Below are 3,748 nucleotides of genomic sequence, written 5' to 3' on the forward strand. Positions count from 1 at the left end.
CAGCCGAACTGGGTCTGAACCGGCTCGCTCGAATAGGTGCCCGGTTCCATGGCAAAGGCTGCCTCGGCAAACGGTGCAACCATGTCGCCACGGTTAAAGAAGCCAAGATCACCACCGTTCGGGCCGGACGGGCCGGTCGATTTTTCTTTGGCGAGTTCGACGAAGTCGGCACCATCGTCAAGTTCTGCGATGATGGCTTTTGCGTCTTCTTCGCTTTCAAGCAGGATGTGGCGGGCGTGGACCTGCGGCTCCGGCTCGTTGGTTTTAATGAATTCTTCGTATTTTGCTTCGATCGCATCATCGGTGATCGCATCACTGAGCGCACGATCCAGATAGGTTTCCGCGATCAGGCGGCGCTCAAGGGCTGCGATCTGTGCTTTGACTTCCTCGTCATCAGCCAGACCGGCTTCGCTACCGGCATCCATCAGCAGGCGCTGATTGATTTCGCGGGTCAGAAGGTCGGCCTTAAGCATGTCAAACGGGAGCTGGCGATACTGTTGCGGCAGGCCCTGCTGGGTTGCGCGGACTTCTGATTCAAGAATGTCCTCACCATTGACCGTCGCCAGCACCGGGTCTTCTGCCGGTGCAGCGTCCTGTGCCATGGCAGGGGATGCGAAAATGACGGTTGCCAGGGAAGCAGCAAGAAGGGATTTGCGCAGCATAGTTTCTCCAGACTTTGATTTCAGATGGGCTTATGCCCAATGCCTCTGCCCACGGGTAAAACACATAAGTTGTGCCTGCACAAGGCTTCGCCGTGGATGTCGCACCTTTTGGCAAAGCTTTCTGTCTAAAATGTGAAGAAGCTAAATTTGCGTGTCAGCATGTTGTGATGTGTATCTTTGCGCTGACGCGCGCATCACCCGCAAGGCGGGCAATGCTCGGACGACAATTATGTGAAATTTTGACACGGTTGGGACTGTTCAGGCCCGAACGTCAAACAGCACTTCACCGACCATGCCTTGTGACCCGTCTGTGCGGGTGAAACCCGATTTGGCCACCAGATCCCCGCCGATCAGCCGTTCATCCAATGGTGTGATCAGGGTCAGCGAGATCGATTTGATCCCCTCGCTTGCCAAGCTGCTCTGGCTTCCATCGGCACGTAGCAAAACGAGCGAGCTGAACACCGCATCACTTTCGTCAATCACGCCATCCTGGTTGTCGTCATATTTGGCCAGTTCGGCAAAGCCGTCTTTGGCACCGTTTTGATCGCCAAACAGTTCGGTGCCATCGTTGATTTCACCATCACCATTGCGATCAAGTGCCAACAGCGCATCCCCGCCGCTGACCCAGGCGGTTTGATCAAGCGATCCATCACCATCAATGTCAAACTTTGCGCCATCTTCAAGACTGGTGATGTCGATGCCATTGCCATCCAGATCAAGGATCAGTGGATCCTTCTGAAACGCTTGGGCGATTTCAACCCGGATCATTTCGATATGGGCCTTGAACTCGGAGACGGAAATATCGATTTTCCCGGCGGTCTTGGCAAACCGGGTTTCAATCGATGAGAAATCGATCTGTACCTGGCGGGAACTAACCGACACCTGCCCAAGATTAACCTTGGCCTTGCCGTGCGACATGCTGACCGCCAGATCATGAACGGAGTCAGCGCCGCCGTTGCCACTGGTATTGGCAAGTTTCAGATCACCCGGATCACCACCCGTCATGGCATTGGCCATCGCGCGCGCCTTGGCTGGCGGAATGCCCATCATGGCAAGAACGATGAAAGCCTCGCGGTTCAGGCGCGTCTGTGCATCATCTAATGCGGGTTTTAGCCCCTTATAGATTTCAAGCACATTGGTCTCGAATTCCAGAACGGGATGCTGGAACGACCCCATTGCTTGTTCGATGCGCTGGTTGGCCTCGATGCTGAGATCAATCTGGTCGATGATGGCGCGTTGCTGGGACAGTTCGCCATCTTGATTTCCATCGGCATCCGAATTGACGGCACCATTTGCCGCGGCACGTGACGCGGCAAGGGCCGCGGCATTCTGGGCGGCGGTCGGATTGGATAGTGTTGAGGAATCAAACATACAGCACCTCCTTCCTGAAGGGCTGCGGGATGCCGGTCACGACATCCCGTCGCAGTTAAATCAGAACATCCTGTTCCTGTGTCGGGTCAGTGACGGGCACGGTTTCACCATTCGGGAACGTGAAGGTGGCCTTGCCATCATCCTGACCAAAGAGGCCCATCGGCATCATCATATCAACGGTCAGCTGAAGCGGACCGGCACCCTCGCCAGTACCGTCAACCGGCTGATTGATGCTGCGTACGATCAGGGTTGCCTGTTCCATGAACTGTTCAGTGATCTGGGCATTCAGGGCCGCCATCCGTTCAGCCGCAAGCGCCTGACCATTGGTCTGCGCAGCACCGGCTGAGTCGCCCTCTTCGGACGTATCATCAGAACCGACTGTTGCGTTCATCAGTTCACGAATAAATTCAGCGACTCCGTTGTCATTGATATCAAACAGAAGTCCGCCATTCTCGGCACTGGCCGGGTTGCCCAGCATATCCACAAGCGACCCGCCACCCAGTCCATCCATAACCGCGCCAAGTGCGCCAAGGGCGGCACCGGCACTGTTGCCAATTGCGATGGCTTGGGTCTTTACAACTTCGATCTTGGCAGCCTCGTAATTAAACGAGAACTCGCCGGTTTCGTTGTTGATGCTGATATCAAGCGACTGGACCGCCATCATGGCGGATTCCGATACGCCAACCGCGGCACCATTGGCCCCGGCATATGAAATGGCGGTTTTGCTGTGGCTGGCGATCGCCTGATCAAAGGAAAACTCGAATTGGTCCTGCCCGCTGGCAGCATCGCGAATACCATTGAACATGGCATCCGTTGCAGCAATCGCATCTTCTTCGGACATGCCCGAAAGCGCGAACATTTCCTGCACACTGCCGCGAATCATCTCAAGCGACGCATCAAGTGCGCGTTCAAACAGTTCTTCGGTTGTCAGGGACTTGTTCGACAGCGATTTTCCAGCCGCCGGGGCAAGCTTTTGGCTGTCATTATGTGCGGCAAGCGCATCGTCTGACAACGCAACCGGATCAACCTGATCGCGCGCATCAGTTCGCGCCTGTGCAGCACTGTTACCGGCATCGGGATTACTTTTTGAAATGGGCTGACGCGCATCCTGAAGGGCGGATTGGCCCTGACGAAATGGATTAAGCGCTGAGAAATCGACCATAATCCTCCTCCTGAGGACGTGATTTGGCAGCGCTTTCGGGGCAACCCTGCGTGCCAAAACGAGCTACATGCTCTGTTAGGGTTTAAAACTATTAGGCGAATGGTACGCCGATTTCTCGCATTTCTCAAGCAAGAAGGGATCAACCGCCAAAAACGAAAACGTGAAACCGTCCGGATGTGTCCGGGGACCGCGGCGAAAACCGGTAATTTTCAGCCCAACATTAGCGATATTGGCTCGTTCCGTTGACAGATGGCAGGCAGGGTTCTATCTGTGATCGGGCTCCGCTTTCTGTCGGGCCTCATTGTGTCTTAATTTATTTGTTCAGGAACGTATTAATGCTCGGCGCTATTGCCCGGAAAATTTTCGGTTCAGCTAACGATCGTGAAGTCAAAGCCCTGCGGGCCACGGTCGAGCAAATCAATGCCCTGGAACCCGAAGTCGAAAAGCTTACTGATGACGAACTGCGCGCCAGGACCGATTGGCTGCGCGAACGTCTCAAGAACGGCGAGACTCTGACCGACATCCTTCCTGATACCTTTGCCACCATCCGCGA

4 protein-coding genes are annotated in these 3,748 nt (G+C 55.0%); 1 reads left to right on the top strand and 3 read right to left on the bottom strand.

Annotated features, from left to right (window positions below):
- The 3 genes from B2T33_RS18410 to B2T33_RS18420 form a co-directional block, all read right to left on the bottom strand.
- The coding region (locus B2T33_RS18410; RefSeq protein ID WP_286792834.1) for a peptidylprolyl isomerase at positions 1 to 662 on the bottom strand (662 nt) is incomplete at its 3' end.
- 258 nt (positions 663 to 920) lie between these two features.
- Positions 921 to 2,033, bottom strand: coding sequence for a hypothetical protein (locus B2T33_RS18415; RefSeq protein WP_197146085.1), 1,113 nt, complete (start codon positions 2,031 to 2,033; stop codon positions 921 to 923).
- A gap of 55 nt (positions 2,034 to 2,088) precedes the next feature.
- Positions 2,089 to 3,195, bottom strand: a complete 1,107-nt coding sequence (locus B2T33_RS18420; RefSeq protein ID WP_197146084.1) for a hypothetical protein — start codon at positions 3,193 to 3,195, stop codon at positions 2,089 to 2,091.
- A 335-nt stretch (positions 3,196 to 3,530) separates the two neighbouring features.
- On the opposite strand from B2T33_RS18420, the gene B2T33_RS18425 reads away from it, so the two are divergent.
- Positions 3,531 to 3,748, top strand: a 218-nt coding sequence (locus B2T33_RS18425) for a hypothetical protein (protein WP_286792835.1), incomplete at its 3' end; no start/stop codon positions are given.

The organism is Thalassospira sp. UBA4513 (assembly GCF_002388495.1).
Taxonomy (GTDB): Bacteria; Pseudomonadota; Alphaproteobacteria; order Rhodospirillales; family Thalassospiraceae; genus Thalassospira; species Thalassospira tepidiphila.